The sequence below is a fragment of the Cupriavidus basilensis genome (assembly GCF_029335485.1).
Taxonomy (GTDB): Bacteria; Pseudomonadota; Gammaproteobacteria; order Burkholderiales; family Burkholderiaceae; genus Cupriavidus; species Cupriavidus basilensis_E.
On record NZ_JARJLM010000560.1, the window covers coordinates 1 to 15,122 of the forward strand.

The window sequence follows — 15,122 nt, forward strand, 5'->3', positions numbered from 1 at the left end:
GGCTGCCGCCCTCGCCTCCCCGCCCGCCGCATTCACCCGCCTGCACCAGACTATCGCCCCCTGGGTCCGCAGCCATCCCGAACGCGTAGCCCTGATGGATGCCGAGCGATCGTTGCGCTACGGCGAGCTGGACGGCGCCATCGCCGAAACCGCCCGCGCGCTGGCGGGCCTGGGCGTGCGCGGCGGCGATCGCGTGGTGCTGGTCACCGAGAACAGCGTAGGCTGCGCGGTGCTGATCCTGGCCCTGAGCTCGCTCGATGCCTGGGCCGTGCCGGTCAACGCCCGCTTGTCCTCCCGCGAGATCGACAATATCGTCGGGCACGCTGGCGCGCGCATCGCGCTCTATCTCGACAGCGCCTATCCGGAAGCCCGCGAGCATGGCCTGGCGCGCGGCGCGCAGGCGGTCGAGTGGCCGCATGTGGGCCGCCTGCTGACCGGCGCGCCCGACCCGGCAGCCGTGGCGGAGCCGGTGCAAGCCGAGGCGCGCGACCAGGTCGCCGCGCTCATCTACACCACTGGCACCACCGGCGCCGCCAAGGGCGTGATGCTCACGCATGCCAACCTGATGTTCATCGGCCGCTCTAATCGCCTGCAGGCGCGCGTGCAACCGGGCGACCGCGTCTACGGCGTGCTGCCGATCTCGCATGTCTATGGCCTGTCCGTGCTGCTGGTCGGGCCACTGTCGAATGGGGCCACGGTCTTCTACGAACCGCGTTTCCGCCCGGAAAAGCTGGCGCACGCGCTCATCGAGCAAGAACTCACCGTGCTGCACGGCGTGCCCGCCATGTATGCCAAGCTGATCGAATGGAACCGGACCCAGCCCAGCCCGCTCAAGGCCCCGGCACTGCGCATGGCGCAATCGGGCGGCGCACCGCTGACGGCCTCGCTCAAGGCTGCCTTCGAAGCCGGCTTCGGGCTTGTGCTGCACAATGGCTACGGCATGACCGAGACCTCTCCTACTGTCTGCCAGACGCGGGTGGACGCGCCGCGCACGGACTGCTCGGTGGGCCCGGCCGTTCCCGAGGTGGAGATCCGCCTGGGCGAGCCCCAGCCCGACGGCAGCGGCGAGTTGCTGGTGCGCGGCCCCAATGTGATGAAGGGCTACTACCATCGCCCCGACCTGACCGCGCAGGTGATCGGCGCCGGCGGCTGGCTGCATACCGGCGACCTGGCGCGCATCGACCCCGACGGCGCGGTGTCCATCGTGGGACGCTCGAAGGAAATCATCATCCATTCCGGCTTCAACGTGTACCCGGAGGAGGTCGAGCAATCGATCAACGCCTACCCGGCCGTGCTGCAGTCGGCGGTGGTCGGGCGCGCGGTGGAAGGCAACGAGGAAGTGATTGCCTTTGTCGAAGTGCGAGACGGCATGGAAGTGGACCAGGCCGCGCTGCGCGCCTTCCTGCGCGAGCGGCTGTCGCCGTACAAGATCCCGGCGGAGGTTCGCGTCGTGGCCCACCTGCCGGCCGCGCCGTCGGGCAAGATTCTCAAGGCCAGGCTGCGCGAACTGCTGGCTGGCGCTGGCTGAGAACATGGACCGCACGCATCCCGACCCAGGCCGCACCATGCCGGATCCGCACACCGCAGATGTGCCCCACCACAAGGAAGACCGGCACTTCGTGACCGCGCTGGCGCGGGGGCTCGACGTGCTGGCCTGCTTCCGCAGCTTCGAGACGCGGCTTGGCAACGCCGAGCTGGCGCAGCGCTGCGGCCTGCCCAAGTCGACCGTGTCGCGCCTCACCCACACGCTGACCGAGCTGGGCTACCTGCGCATGGACCCGGAGCAGGCCAAGTACCAGCTCGGCAGTTCGGCGCTGGCACTGGCACCCGCCGCGCAGCGCGGGGTCGACGTACTGTCCGTGGTGCAGCCTTTCATGCAGGAGCTGGCCGACCTGTCCCAGGGCGTGACCTCGCTGATCGTGCGCGATCGCTCGCAGATGCTGATCTACGAGAACTGCCAGTCGGAGTCGTACCTGACCCTGCGGGTGGCCGTCGGCACGCGTATTTCCGGGCTGACCACGGCTGCAGGGCGCGCCTATCTTGAGGCCCTGCCACCGGCTGAACTGCGCCAGGCGCTGTCGGCCTTCCGCAGCAAGGACGGCGTGGACGCCGCCGCGGCGGAAGCGATTGTCGAGCATAGCCGCGCGGAAGTGCGCCGGCTGGGTTGCACCACTTCCTTCGGCGACTGGCTGCCGGACATCAACTCGATAGCCGCCGCCTTCCGCCCGGGCCCGGCGCTGCCGCCGATGACGCTGTCCTGCAGCGGCCCCACCGCCATCGTGCCGGCCGGGCTGCTGCTGGAAACGGTGCGCCCGCGCCTGCTCGAAAGCATTCGCGGCATCGAGGCCGCACTGGGCTCGCGGGACCACTGAACCACTGAACCAGTTCCGGCCCGGCCCGCCGTCCGCTGGTGCCGGCCAGGCGGCATGGCACAGGCGCATGCGGGCTTCTGGCAGGATTGACGGTGCCGGGGCGTACTTCACGGCAATGGCGAAGGCGCCGGCATGCCGAATTTTTCCAGCCATGGTGCCAATTGCGGCAGGATTGCCGGATTGAGCGCCACGCCGTCGCGCAGCTGGCGCGCCTTGCGTTCCAGCGCGCGCTGCCCCGGCAGCCGCACGCGGTCCACGCCGGGCCGCGGCGGATTCTCCGCGCAGGCGCGCGCCACCCAGCCCATCTGGCCGGCAAAGGCTTCCTCGCCGGCAAACGCCGCGGGGTCCAGTATCTGCAGGAACACGGTATTGCCCCAGCGCCTGCCCGGGTCGTCCCGGCCATGGCCGCTCAGGCCGGCGGTCAGCGCCTCCACCATCAGCGACAGCGCGAATCCCTTGTGCCCGGCGTCCAGCCCGCCCAGCGGCAGGATCGAGCCGGCGTGCGGCGGGAACAGGACGGCCGGGTCGTCGCTGGGGTTGCCGTGCTCGTCGATCAGCCACGGGTGCGGCAGCCGCTTGCCTTCCTTGTAGAGCCGCCCCGTGAGGCCGTTGGTGGTGATCGAGGTCGAGACGTCGATCAGCACAGGCCCTTCCGGCGTGGGAAATCCTACGGCAAGCGGGCTGGGCGAGAACACCGGGCGCGTGCCGCCGAACGGCGCCACCGTGGCCGCCGCCGGCGCCGAGGAAAACAGCAGCATGACGAAACCGGCCTGGGTGGCCCGCTCCAGGTAGGCCGCCAGGCAGGCAATGTGGTGGGCGCGCCGGATGGTGACGGTACCGGTGCCATAGTCGCGCGCCCGCGCCATCGCGCTTTCCATCGCCCGCAGCGTCAGCCATGGCCCGGGCAGGCGCTTGCCGTCCCAGGTAGCGACCGCGGGGCGGTTGGACAGCACGGCGTAGTCCTCCTTGACCGCCATGCCACCGCTCTCGATCTCGGCCAGGTAGGTGGGCAGCAGTTGCAGGCCGTGCGTATCGTGGCCCATCAGGTCGCCTTCGACCAGGATGTCCGCCACGTCGGCGGCCCGCTCGGACGGCATGCCCGCGCGTTCGAACATGGCCTGTGCCATGCCGCGCAGCGCGGCGGCGTCGAAACGCTGGGTGGCGGGAGTATGGCTTTGCATGGTGGCTCCGTCAGGTCGGGCGCGACCGGCGCGCCCAGGGTTTTACTCGTTGACCGATACGCCGGCTGCCTTGACGACCTTTTCCCAGCGCGCCTTCTCGGCCAGCGCGAAGGTGTGGAATTCCGCAGCGGGCTTCGGGTCGGGCTCGGCGCCCGCATTGGCCAGTTGCTCGCGGAACTCGGGCCTGCGCATGGCCGCCATCACCGCATCGCTCACCTTGGACACGATCTCGCGCGGCGTGCCGGCGGGGGCAAACAGCCCGAACCACGAGCCGGTCACAAAGCCCGGCAGGCCGGCCTCTTCCATGGTCGGCACATTGGGCAGCGCGCTCATGCGCTGGGTGCCGGTCACGGCGAGCGCCTTGAGCTTGCCGGATTTGACGAATGGCAGCGAGGTCGGCGCGTTATCGAACATGATCTGCACCTGCCCGCCCATCAGGTCCGTCACCGCCAGCGCGCTGCCCTTGTACGGCACGTGCACCATCTGGGTTCCGGTCATGACCTTGTATAACTCGCCAGACAGGTGAATCGAGCTGCCCGCGCCCGACGAGGCAAAGGTGGCCTTGCCGTTTTCGCTCTTCACGAACTGCGTGAGCTCCTTGACGTTCTTCGCCGGCACGGCCGGATTGACCACCAGGATATTCGGCACCGAGGCGACCATCGCCACGGCGGTGAAATCCTTGGTCGTATCGTAGGGCATCTTGCGATAGAAGCTGGCGTTGATCGCATTGGTGCCAACCGTGCCCATCAGGAAGGTGTAGCCGTCCGGCGCCGACTTGGCGACGATGTCCGCACCGATATTGCCCGAGGCCCCCGGGCGGTTTTCCACCACCACCGGCTGGCCCAGCGCCTTCTGCAGGTCGCGCCCGATCAGCCGCGCCACGATATCCGTATTGCCGCCGGCGGCAAACGGCACCACCACTCGGATCGGCTTGGACGGATAGGTATCCGCCTGCACGGGCAACGCCACGCACGCGGCGGTGGCGGCCAGGACGGCCAGCAGCGAGCGGCGCGACGGCTTGTAGCGTTGATGCATGGGTGTCTCCTTTGGGGTTCTTGTTGTGGTGCGTGGTGCGTGGTGCGTGGTGTGCGGTACTCAGTGCGCTCGGTGCGATGCGCCCGGCAGCAGCCGGCCCGGGTTCATCAGGCCGTGCGGGTCCAGCGCCTGCTTGATCTTTTGCATCAGTGCCATTTCCACGCCGGCTTTGTAGTGCGCGTTCTTGTCGACCTTCAACTGGCCGATGCCATGCTCGGCCGAGATCGAGCCGCGCACGCGGTGCACGGCCTCGTACACCAGCGCGCTGATGGCCGCGCCGTTGGCCCGCACGAACGCCGGCTGCGGCACGCCGTACGGCGCGCTGACGTTGTAGTGCAGGTTGCCGTCGCCCAGATGGCCAAAGGCCAGCACGCGTGCGCCGGGGTTGGCGGCCACGATGGCGGCGCTGGTGTGCTCAATGAACTCGCCGATCGCGGAGATCGGCACCGAGATATCGTGCTTGAGGTTGTCGCCCTCCAGCGACTGGGCTTCAGGCAGGTGATGGCGGATCCGCCACAGGCCATCGGACTGCGCGAGCGAGGCGGCAATGGCAGCGTCCGCCACGATGCCAGCCTCGAAAGCCTCTTCCATCAGTTCGCTGAAAGCCTGCGTGGCGCGCGCCTCGCTGTGCGGGTCGCTGCTTTCCAGCAGGACATACCAGGGATGCGTTCGTTCGAAGGGCGCGCGGCAGTCCGGGAAATGTCGCGCCACCAGGGCCACGCACACGCCGCTCATCAGCTCGAACGCCGTCAGCGTGGCGGCCAGCCGGCGCTGGGCCAGTTCCAGCAGGCGCAGTGCCGCGTGCGGATCGCTCACCGCCGCCAGCGCGGTCATGCGCGCGGCCGGGCGCGGAAACAGCTTGAGGGTGGCGGCGGTGATCACGCCCAGCGTACCCTCCGCGCCGATAAAGAGCTGTTTGAGGTCGTAGCCGGTGTTGTCCTTGCGCAGGCCGCGCAGGCCGTCCCAGATCTCGCCATCCGGCGTCACCACTTCCAGCCCCAGGCACAGCTCGCGCGTATTGCCGTAGCGCAGCACCTGCACCCCGCCCGCATTGCTGGCGAGATTGCCGCCGATGGTGCAACTGCCCTCCGCGCCGAGCGACAGCGGGTACAAGCGCCCCGCTTCCTGCGCCGCCTGCTGGACGGTGGCCAGGATGCAGCCCGCCTCGGCGGTGAGCGTGTTGTTGATCGGATCGATCTCGCGGATGCGGTTCAGCCGCGCCGTGGACAGCACCAGCGCGCGGCCGCCGTCGTCGGGGATGGCGCCGCCCACCATGCCGGTATTGCCGCCCTGCGGCACCAGCGGCACCTGGCGCGCCGCGCACCAGCGCACCACGGCCGCCACGTCGGCCGTGGTATCGGGCTGTGCCACCGCCAGCGCGCGGCCAGTCCAGCTGCGGCGCCAGTCGGTGAGAAACGGCGCGGTATCTTCGGGTGCGCTCAGCAAGCGGCCGGCAAACCGGCTGCGCAGGTCGGCCAGCGTGGCATCGGTCATGGGGTGTCTCCTGTTTTGTATTTTGCTTTTTGTTTTTCAGTCCGCGATCCGCATCGTCGGGGTGATCTGGCGCGGGTCCGTGACCAGTTCCAGCACCGCGGGCTTGCCCGCTGCCTGGGCCCGGGCAAAGGCCGCGGCAAAGTCCTCCGTGCGCGTCACGCGCTCCGCCCAGGCCCCGCACGACTGCGCCATCGCCACGAAATCCGGGCTCGGGATATCCGTGCCGCTGACGCGCCCGGGATAGCGCTTCTCCTGGTGCATGCGGATGGTGCCGTACATGCCGTTGTTGACCACCACCACGATCAGGTTCGCGCCATATTGCGCAGCAGTAGCCAGTTCCTGCGGGTACATCAGGAAGCAGCCGTCGCCGGCAAGGCACACCACCGTGCGCCGCGGCTCGCGCAGCTTGGCGGCGAGCGCCGCCGGCAGGCCGTAGCCCATGGCGCCGCAGGTTGGCGCCAGTTCGGTGCGCGGCTGGCGATAGGCATAGAAGCGATGCAGCCAGACGGTGTAATTGCCGGCGCCATTGCTGAGCACGGCGTCATCGGGCAAGACACGGTCCAGGTGGGCGATCGCCGCGCCCATGTCCACGCCGCTGAGTCGCGGGTGCGGCATTGCCGGCGTGGCGAACGCCGTGTGGGCCGCACGGGCGGCGCTGGTCCACTCGCCCCAGCGCACGCGGGCCGGGGGCGCGAGCGCCGCCAGCATGGCGGCGCCCGGTTCGATGCCGGCATGGATGGCGAGTACAGGCTGGTACACGCGGCCCAGTTCGGCGCTGTCGGCATGCACGTGGATCAGGCGCTGGCGCGGGCACGGCGCCTCCAGCAAGGTGTAGCCGTCGGTGGCGATGTCGCCCAGGCGCGTACCGAAGGCCAGGATCAGGTCGGCATTGCGCACCTGCTCCGCCAGCGCGGGACTGACCCCGAGGCTGAGGTGGCCCACGTAATGCGGGTCGCGGTTGTCGAAAACGTCCTGGCGGCGGAAGGCGCATGCCACGGGCAGGTTCCAGCGCTGCACGAACCCCGCGAAATCGGCCGCGGCCTGCCCACTCCAGTTGGCGCCGCCGGCAATCACCAGCGGGCGCTCGGCAGCCGCCAGCGCCGCGGCCAGCGCTTCGGCGTCGGCCGCGCGCGGTGAGGCCACCACCGGGTGATAGCGCGCGGTGTCGGCCACCTCGCACGTGCCGTCCAGCACATCCTCCGGCAGCGAGATCACCACCGGACCCGGCCGGCCGGAGGTGGCGCACTGGAAGGCGCGCGCCACCAGTTCGGGGATGCGCGCCGGATCCTCGATCTCCACCACCCACTTGGCGATGGCACCGAACATGGCGCCATAGTCAACCTCCTGGAAGGCTTCCCGGCCTTTGTGGCCACGCGCGATCTGGCCGACGAAGAGCAGCATCGGGGTGGAGTCCTGCGCCGCGATATGCACGCCGATGCTGGCATGGGTGGCGCCCGGGCCGCGGGTGACAAAGCAGATGCCCGGACGGCCGGTGAGCTTGCCGTCGGCCTCGGCCATATTGGCCGCCGCGCCCTCGTGCTTGCACACGACCAGGTCGATGGCGGGCTGGTCGTGCAGGGCGTCCAGCACATCGAGAAAGCTCTCGCCGGGCACGCAAAAAATGCGCTCGGCGCCGTGGATACGCAGGGCGTCCACCAGCACGCGGCCGCCGGAGCGGGCCGCCGGCGCGGGAAGCGGTGAAGAGGACGATGTGGCGGCAGTGGATGCGGTGATCATGACGAGTATCGGATGGTGCAGTGCGATTGGCCCGGGATGGGTTGGAAGCCCCCGGAATGCTGCGATTGTTATGGCGCGCAGGCCCTTGGCACCCGGCAGCGGACGCATTTCTGCTATGCGTAAAACGCAAGGCTGACCGCTCCGCGACGCGTGTAGATTGTTGCCAGGCGATCCCGCCCTGCCCCATGCGCCGCCAGCAGGTCATCGCGCTGGCGCGAGGCAGCGGAAAGAAAGGATGGCCACGACAAGAACACACAGGAGACCATGACATGCCGATGCACTTGCGTTCCCTCCAGCCATCCCCCCGTCGCCGCGCCATCGGCCTCTGGATCTGCGCACTGGCCGGCCTGGGCGCGTCCGGTTTGCTGCCGGCCCATGCCCAGGAGGCCTGGCCGGCCAAGCCGGTCAGTTATGTGGTTCCTTTTGCCGCGGGAGGCACCACCGACGTGCTGGGCCGCCTGATCGGCCAGCGCCTGTCGCAGATGATCGGCCAGCCGGTGGTGGTGGAGAATCGCGCCGGCGCGGGCGGCAATATCGGCTCCGACTATGTGGCCAAGGCCGCGCCGGACGGCTACACCCTGGTCGGCGGCACCATCAGCTCGCACGCGATCAATGTGAGCCTGTACCCCAAGATGCCGTACGACCCGGTCAAGAACTTCCAGCCGGTGGCGCTGATCGGGACCCTGCCCAACCTGCTGGTGGTCAACGCCAACAGCCCGTGGAAGAGCGTGCAGGACGTGATCGCCGCCGCCAGGGCCAGGCCCGGCGCGGTCTCCTTCGGCTCGGCCGGCAACGGGACCTCGCAACACCTGGCCGGCGAGCTGTTCGCCGTCATGGCGGGCGTCAAGCTGCTCCATGTGCCGTTCAAGGGCAGCAGCCCGGCCGTGCAGGCCCTGATGGGCGGCCAGGTGGACGTGCTGTTCGAGAACAGTGTGGCGGCCATGCCCATGATCCAGTCCGGCAAGTTCCGCGCGCTGGCCACCACTGCAGCCAGGCGTGCGCGCGAATTGCCCGACGTGCCGACCGTGGCCGAGGCCGGTGGTCCGAAGCTGGCCGGCTACGAGATCGTCTCGTGGCAGGCCGTGTTCGCCCCTGCCGGCACGCCGGCCCCGATCGTCAACCGGCTTGCAGCCGACATCGGCAAGATCATCCAGGAGCCGGACATGCGTGCCCGCCTTGCATCGCTGGGCATCGATCCGTCCGGCGCCGGCCCGGCCGAGCTGGCCGCCTTCCAGAAAAGCGAGGTGGCCAGATGGGCGCAGCTGATCAAGACCGCGAATATCAGGCCGGAATGACGCCAGCGCATGGCTGGTGTGGTTTGCCGGGTACCCAAGCGGGGCCCGGCGGCTTATCATGAGGGCCGCCTTGTCTCCCCCACTCTCCTCCCGGTACCCGACCCCATGAGTGAACACCGTATCCCGAGCGCCGCCCTCCATCAATGGGTGGTCGATCTCTGGCTCGCCGCCGGCTCCGATGCCCGCGAAGCCCGCCTGACCGCCGACCACCTGGTCGGCGCCAACCTGTCCGGCCACGATTCCCATGGCGTCGGCATGATCCCGAAATACGTGCTGTCCTGGCTCGGCGAGCAGCTCCAGCTCAACCAGCGCGTCAGCGTGGTGCATGAGGCCGGCGGTATTCTGAGCCTGGACGGCAATCGCGGCATGGGCCAGGCGGTGACCGAAGAGGCCATGGGCCTGGCGATCGAACGGGCGCGCGAGCACGGCGTGTGCGTGCTGGGCCTGCGCCGCTCGCACCATCTTGGCCGGGTCGGCCACTGGGCCGAGCAGGCCGCCGCCGCCGGCATGATCTCCATCCACTTCGTCAACGTGCTGTCCAAGCCCATCGTGGCGCCGCATGGCGGCTTTGAGGCGCGCTACGGCACCAACCCCTTCACCATCGCCGTGCCGGTGGATGGCGCCGAGCCGCTGGTGATGGATTTCGCCACCAGCGCGATTGCGCTGGGCAAGGTCCGGGTCGCCAACAACAAGGGCGTGCCGGTGCCCCCGGGCTGCCTGCTGGATGCCGGCGGCCAGCCCACCGGCGACCCCGCCGTGATGTTCCCGCCCGCCGGCGAGGCGCAGGGCGCGCTGCGCGCCTTCGGCGAGCACAAGGGTTACGTGCTGGCGGTGATGTGCGAACTGCTGGGCGCTGCCGTCACGGGCGGCCACACCATCCGCCCGGAGACCCTGACCCACGAGCACGCGGTCTGGAACAATATGCTGGCCATCGTGTTCGATCCGGCGCGGCTGGGCAGCAGCACCACCTTCGGCCATGAAGTGCAGGCCTTCGTCGACTGGCTCCGCTCCTCGCAGCTGCAGGCCGGCAGCGATGCCATCCGCCTGCCCGGCGAGCCCGAGCGCGCCTGGCGCAAGGCCCGCGCGGAGTGGATCCCGGTGGACAGCGGCACGCTGGCCCAGCTCGACGATGCCGCGGCACGCGTACAGGTGGCGCGCGGCAAATCGCCCGGCCCGCTGTCGCGGCTGGCGGCCGACTGAGTTCTGCTGCCCAGCGCAGCCAACCGATAACCAACGGCCCAGTGCCGGAATCACCATGCCTCACCTGACCATCGAAATCACCGAAAATACCCGCCTGGCCTGCTCGCAGGAAGAACTGCTGGACGAAGCCAATGCCGCCCTGCTCGCCTCCGGCCAGTTCGGCGAGGCGGACATCAAGTCCCGTTGCATCACGCTCACCTCCTTCCGCCAGGGCACCGAGGCGCGGGAACGCGCCTTTGTCCATGCGCGCCTGAGCATCCTCGACGGCCGCGAGCTGGCGGTGCGCCAGGCGCTGGGCAAGGCCATCTGCGAGGTCATCGCCGAAGCCGTGCGGCCCGGCGGGGCCGAGGACAATGTGCAGGTCAGCGTGGAGGTCGTGGAGATGGAGCGCGCCAGCTACGCCAAGCAGATCGTCAGCGGCCAGCGCTGAGCAAGGCCGCGGACCGCACAGGCGGTTCGCGGCAGATCGCCATTACCGGCCGAAACGGCCACCCCCGTCCATTGCGCGCCGTCCCGGCGCCGCGCTTGCAGCATGAAAAAGGAAAACCCTGGCCATGTCGTCGTTGCCCAATTCGTATCTGCCCTCGCCTTTGCCCAACCGTTTCCGCGCCGACATCCTGGCACGCAAGCGCCTGATCGGCTGCTGGTGCTCGCTGGGCAATCCCACCACCACCGAAATCCTCGGCCTGGCGGGCTTCGACTGGCTGCTGCTGGACGGCGAGCACTCGCCCAACGATGTGCTGAGCTTTATCCCGCAACTGATGGCGCTGCAAGGCAGCGTCAGCGCACCGGTGGTGCGGCCGCCCGTGAACGACCCGGTGGTGATGAAGCGCCTGCTGGATATCGGCTTCTATAACTTCCTGATTCCCTTTGTCGAAAGTGCCGAGCAGGCTGAGCGCGCGGTCGGCGCCACCCGCTATCCGCCGGCCGGCGTGCGCGGCGTGTCGATGGTCCAGCGCAGCAACCGCTACGGCACGGTGCCGGAGTATTTCAGCCAGATCAACGACAATATCTGCGTGCTGGTGCAGATCGAAAGCCAGAAAGGCGTGGACGCGGCCGACGCGATCTGCGCGGTGGATGGCGTGGACGGCATTTTCATCGGACCGTCCGACCTGGCGGCCGCTTGCGGCCATCTCGGCAACCCCAACCATCCCGAGGTGCAGGCCCGGGTGGCGCGTATCTTCGAGGCCGCCAATCGCGCCGGCAAGGCGGTGGGCACCCTGACGCCGGTGGAAGCCGACGCGCGCCGCTACCTGGACATGGGCGCGGCCTTCGTGGCGGTCGGGCTGGATCAGAATGTCCTGCGCAGCGCCACGCAGGCGCTGCGCGACAGATTCGCGAGCTGAGCGCCGCATCACATTGAGACCAGGGGAACTGACATGAGCAAGATCGGCTTCATCGGACTGGGCGTGATGGGCACGCCCATGGCGCAACACCTGCTGGCGGGCGGCCATACGCTCTACGTGCATTCGCGCAGCGGCCCGCCCAAGGCCCTGCTCGATGCGGGCGCGCAGGCCTGCGCCGATGCCGCCGGGGTGGCGCGGCAAAGCGAGGTGATCTTCCTGATGCTGCCCGACACGCCCGATGTGGAGCGTGTGCTGTTCGGCGAGCACGGTGTCGCCGAAGGCCTTTCCCAGGGCAAGACAGTGGTGGACATGAGTTCGATCTCCCCCATCGAGACCCGCGCCTTCGCCGAAAGGATCGCGGCGCTGGGCTGCGACTACGTGGACGGCCCCGTCTCCGGCGGCGAAGTCGGCGCCAAGGCCGCCACGCTGTCGATCATGGCGGGCGGCAGGCAGGAAGTCTTCGACCGCGTGCTGCCGCTGCTGCAGCTGATGGGCAAGAACATCACGCTGGTGGGCGGCGTGGGCGACGGCCAGGTGGCCAAGGTGGCCAACCAGGTCATCGTGGCGCTGACCATCGAGGCGGTGGGCGAGGCGCTGGTGCTGGCCGCCAAGGCGGGCGCCGATCCTGCCCGCGTGCGCGAGGCCCTGATGGGCGGCTTTGCCAGCTCGCGCATCCTGGAAGTGCATGGCGAGCGGATGATCAAGCGCACGTTCGACCCTGGCTTTCGCATCGACCTGCACCAGAAGGATCTCAACCTGGCGCTGTCGACCGCGCACAAGCTGGGCGTAAGCCTGCCCAATACCGCCTCGTGCCAGCAGCTGTTCAACGTGTGCGGCGCGCTGGGCGGCGCCAGGTGGGATCACTCCGGCCTGGTGCGCGCGCTCGAGCATATGTCCGGCCACGCCATCGGCGACAAGCCTCCCGGCAAGGCCTGATGTCGCTTGTCGTGAGCGACGCACAGGTACCATGACATGAGCGCGATGAACTCTGAGGACCTGGCCTGCTTCGTCTGCGTGGCCAACACCCAAAGCATCTCGCGCGCGGCGCTGGAACTGGGCGCCGACCAGTCCACCGTGAGCCGGCAGATCGCCCGGCTGGAGGCGGCGCTGGACACCCGCCTGTTCCACCGCAGCGGGCGCGGCGTGGTGCTGACCGAAGCCGGCCAGACGCTGATCGTCTACGCCCGGCAGGTAGCCGCCACGCTGGCGGAGGCGCGCGAGGCCATCCGCGCGTCGTCGGCGCAGGGGCCGGCGCAGCTTGTGATCGCGGCGCAGCCGACCATCGCCAACACCGCCTTCGCCAGCATCGGCACCGCGCTCAAGCAGCGCTTTCCCGCCACCCGGGTCCGTTTCGTGGAAGGGCTGGCCAGCCCCGTGCTGGCCTGGCTGGCTGCCGGCGAGATCGACGTCGCGCTGCTCTACCTGCCGGAGCAGCAAGGCGCGCTGAAGGTCGACATCCTGCTGGAGGAAGACCTGACCCTGGTCACGCCCACCTCGTGGAGCCACCTGGGACCCACCTTTCCCGTGCGCCGGCTTGGCGAGGTACCGCTGATCCTGCCCAGCACCGGGCACGGCCTGCGCCTGCTGGCCGAGTCGCTGGCGGCCCGCACCGGTACCAGCCTGCAGCTGGCGCTGGAATGCGACGCGTCCAACACCGTATCGATGCGGCTGGTGGAGGATGGCTGTGGCGCCACCCTGCTGCCCTTTGCCGCGGTGGCCGACCGCGTGGCGCAGGGCCGGCTGCACTCGGCCCGGCTGGTGGATCCGGTGGTCACGCGGCAGGTGGCGCTTGCCACGGCGCGCAACCGCACGCCGGTGCCGGAGCTATGGGACATCATGCAGACGGTGCGGCAGTCGGTGCGCAATATCGTGATGTCGGGGGCGTGGCCGGGAGCGCGGCTGATTTGAACGCCCCCGGTCTTGCCACCACCTGATGCCTGATGCCTGATGCCTGATGCCTGATGCCTGATGCCAAGGCGAAGGCTACGCAGGCCTGATGTTCTGGTTATGCCGGAACAGGTTGCCCGGATCGTACTGGCGCTTGACTTCGGCCAGCCGGGCATAGTTCGGCCCGTAGGCGGCACCGACGCGATCCCCCTCTTCCTGCGTCATGAAGTTGACGTACACCGAGCCCAGCGCATAGGGTTCCGCCGTCCTGAACACGGCGCGCGACCAGGCGATGCAGGCGTCGTCGTCGGCCGCTTCGCTCCAGCGGCCATGCACGTTCATGATGAATTTCGCATCGCGATTGGCATACGCGGTGGCGCCCGGCGCCACCCGGTTGGTCTGGCCTCCCATGGCGCCGATGAAGATCTCGCATTGCGGCGACGGCAGCTGGCTGACGTAGCCTGTGAGCGCTTCCAGCAAGCCATCGTCGAGACCGGCGAAGTTGTGGGATTTCCAGTAGTTGCGCGCACCGGGCGTGAGCAAGGGATCGAACGCCTGCTGCCATGCGGTGAAGGGCATGGGCCCGACGTGCTCGCCATAGGGCGTGCCCAGGTGGCGCAAGGGTTCGACCAGTTGCGGGCCGTTCGCTACCGGCCCGATATAGCAGATGGCCAGCGCCATGATGGGCTTGCCATGCGCGTCCGGCGGCAGGAACGGCAACGGCGGCGCCTGGCGCATCACCACCCAGACGGTCAGGTCGTCGGGCATGCTCTCGAACAGGTCGCGAAATGCGGGCAGCACCTTGTCTGCCTGTTCCAGGGGATAGACGATCAGCCCGCCGAAGATCTCCGGACCGACCGGATGGAGCTGGAACTCGAACATCGTCACCACGCCAAAATTGCCGCCACCGCCGCGGATGGCCCAGAACAGGTCGGGATGCTCGGTGGCGCTGGCGCGCAACAGCTTGCCGTCGGCCGTGACCACCTGCGCGCTGACCAGGTTGTCGACCGACGTGCCGTACTTCCGGCTGATCCAGCCAAAGCCGCCGCCCAGGGTCAGGCCGGCCACCCCGGTGGTCGAATTGATGCCCAGCGGTGTGGCGAGGCCGAACGCCTGCGCTTCATGGTCAAAGTCGGCAAGTGTCGCGCCCGGTTCCACATAGGCGCGCAGCGCAGCCGGATCGACCCGCACGGACTTCATCGCGGACAGGTCCAGCGTGATGCCGCCCTCGCACATCGCAAGACCGCCGATATTGTGGCCGCCCGCGCGCACCGACAACAGCAAGCCATTGTCCCGCGCGAACGTAACCGTATCGATCACATCGGCCGCGCCAGCGCTTTTGACGATCAGCGCGGGGTGCCGGTCGATCATGGCATTCCAGATGTGGCGGGCCTGCTCATAACCCGCTTCGCCGGGCAGCAGCACCTGGCCTCTCAGCTTCGACTTCAACCCTTCGACCAGTTCACTCGACAGATCAGACATGATGCACCTCGCGACAGAAATCCCGGATACGGGTTCGGTCGCGCTGCCGGCAAGGTGCCGCGAAGCCAGGCTTGCTCCGTCTCCGCCCTCATG

General features: G+C 68.9%; 13 protein-coding genes. 8 read left to right on the forward strand and 5 right to left on the reverse strand.

The features are described from left to right. Window positions 1-1,528: class I adenylate-forming enzyme family protein (locus P3W85_RS35060; protein WP_346430311.1), on the forward strand; the 1,528-nt coding region annotated here is incomplete at its 5' end. Window positions 1,529-1,532: 4 nt separating this feature from the next. Then, window positions 1,533-2,372: an IclR family transcriptional regulator gene (locus tag P3W85_RS35065; RefSeq protein WP_430869680.1), complete on the forward strand. Its 840-nt coding sequence runs from the start codon at window positions 1,533-1,535 to the stop codon at window positions 2,370-2,372. Window positions 2,373-2,479: 107 nt separating this feature from the next. Here the strand turns inward: P3W85_RS35065 and P3W85_RS35070 are convergent, their stop codons facing one another. Genes P3W85_RS35070 through P3W85_RS35085 form a run of 4 tightly spaced genes read right to left on the reverse strand, consistent with a single transcriptional unit; the run spans window position 2,480 to window position 7,819 of the window. Beyond that, on the reverse strand, window positions 2,480-3,553 hold the full coding sequence (locus P3W85_RS35070) for an Ldh family oxidoreductase (protein ID WP_276268145.1): 1,074 nt from the start codon (window positions 3,551-3,553) through the stop codon (window positions 2,480-2,482). Between the two features lie 42 nt (window positions 3,554-3,595). Continuing rightward, on the reverse strand, window positions 3,596-4,588 hold the full coding sequence (locus P3W85_RS35075; protein WP_276268146.1) for a Bug family tripartite tricarboxylate transporter substrate binding protein: 993 nt from the start codon (window positions 4,586-4,588) through the stop codon (window positions 3,596-3,598). A 60-nt stretch (window positions 4,589-4,648) separates the two neighbouring features. Beyond that, window positions 4,649-6,082 (reverse strand): FAD-binding oxidoreductase, encoded by a 1,434-nt coding sequence (locus P3W85_RS35080; RefSeq protein ID WP_276268147.1) that lies wholly within the window; start codon window positions 6,080-6,082, stop codon window positions 4,649-4,651. A gap of 36 nt (window positions 6,083-6,118) precedes the next feature. Beyond that, a complete protein-coding gene (locus P3W85_RS35085) occupies window positions 6,119-7,819 on the reverse strand; it encodes a thiamine pyrophosphate-binding protein (RefSeq protein WP_276268148.1) in 1,701 nt (566 codons plus the stop codon). 275 nt (window positions 7,820-8,094) lie between these two features. On the opposite strand from P3W85_RS35085, the gene P3W85_RS35090 reads away from it, so the two are divergent. The 6 genes from P3W85_RS35090 to P3W85_RS35115 all read left to right on the forward strand — a co-directional run bounded on the left by P3W85_RS35090 (window position 8,095) and on the right by P3W85_RS35115 (window position 13,568). Continuing rightward, the gene (locus tag P3W85_RS35090; protein ID WP_430869681.1) at window positions 8,095-9,114 is read left to right on the forward strand and encodes a Bug family tripartite tricarboxylate transporter substrate binding protein; all 1,020 of its coding nucleotides are present in this window, start codon (window positions 8,095-8,097) and stop codon (window positions 9,112-9,114) included. A 105-nt stretch (window positions 9,115-9,219) separates the two neighbouring features. Beyond that, on the forward strand, window positions 9,220-10,314 hold the full coding sequence (locus P3W85_RS35095; protein ID WP_276268150.1) for a malate/lactate/ureidoglycolate dehydrogenase: 1,095 nt from the start codon (window positions 9,220-9,222) through the stop codon (window positions 10,312-10,314). Window positions 10,315-10,369: 55 nt separating this feature from the next. Further along, window positions 10,370-10,744 carry a 5-carboxymethyl-2-hydroxymuconate Delta-isomerase gene (locus P3W85_RS35100; protein ID WP_017230865.1) on the forward strand — a complete coding sequence of 125 codons (375 nt, stop codon included), beginning with the start codon at window positions 10,370-10,372 and terminating at the stop codon, window positions 10,742-10,744. 124 nt (window positions 10,745-10,868) lie between these two features. After that, window positions 10,869-11,660 carry a 2-dehydro-3-deoxyglucarate aldolase gene (gene garL / locus P3W85_RS35105; protein WP_276268151.1) on the forward strand — a complete coding sequence of 264 codons (792 nt, stop codon included), beginning with the start codon at window positions 10,869-10,871 and terminating at the stop codon, window positions 11,658-11,660. 33 nt (window positions 11,661-11,693) lie between these two features. Continuing rightward, window positions 11,694-12,596, forward strand: coding sequence for a 2-hydroxy-3-oxopropionate reductase (locus P3W85_RS35110; protein ID WP_276268152.1), 903 nt, complete (start codon window positions 11,694-11,696; stop codon window positions 12,594-12,596). 36 nt (window positions 12,597-12,632) lie between these two features. After that, window positions 12,633-13,568 (forward strand): LysR family transcriptional regulator, encoded by a 936-nt coding sequence (locus tag P3W85_RS35115; protein ID WP_276268153.1) that lies wholly within the window; start codon window positions 12,633-12,635, stop codon window positions 13,566-13,568. A 75-nt stretch (window positions 13,569-13,643) separates the two neighbouring features. On the opposite strand, the gene P3W85_RS35120 is transcribed toward P3W85_RS35115, so the two are convergent. Further along, window positions 13,644-15,029 (reverse strand): FAD-binding oxidoreductase, encoded by a 1,386-nt coding sequence (locus tag P3W85_RS35120; RefSeq protein ID WP_035818079.1) that lies wholly within the window; start codon window positions 15,027-15,029, stop codon window positions 13,644-13,646. Window positions 15,030-15,122 lie beyond the last annotated feature (93 nt).